The following is a 225-nucleotide window of genomic DNA, read 5'->3' as shown; positions in this document are numbered from 1 at the left end:
TGGTGACATGTGGAGCTGACGAATACTAATAGATCGAGGACTTAACCATATAATATGAAGCAATGTTATCTAGTTTTGAAAGAATATAAAAAACTTATTGACTTTAAAAGTTGAATAAGTTAAAATGATTCTTGTCTTAAATGAATATAGTCTGGTAATGATGGCAGAGAGGTCACACCCGTTCCCATACCGAACACGGAAGTTAAGCTCTCTAGCGCCGATGGT

At 36.0% G+C, this 225-nt stretch carries 1 rRNA gene; it reads left to right on the top strand.

What is annotated here, in order from left to right:
* Positions 1 to 150: 150 nt before the first annotated feature.
* A 5S ribosomal RNA gene (gene rrf, locus JDS81_RS30135) occupies positions 151 to 225 on the top strand; the annotation flags it as partial.

The organism is Bacillus cereus group sp. N31 (genome assembly GCF_016483245.1).
In the GTDB taxonomy this organism is placed as follows: domain Bacteria; phylum Bacillota; class Bacilli; order Bacillales; family Bacillaceae_G; genus Bacillus_A; species Bacillus_A toyonensis.
This window is presented reverse-complemented; position numbering and strand designations above follow the sequence as displayed.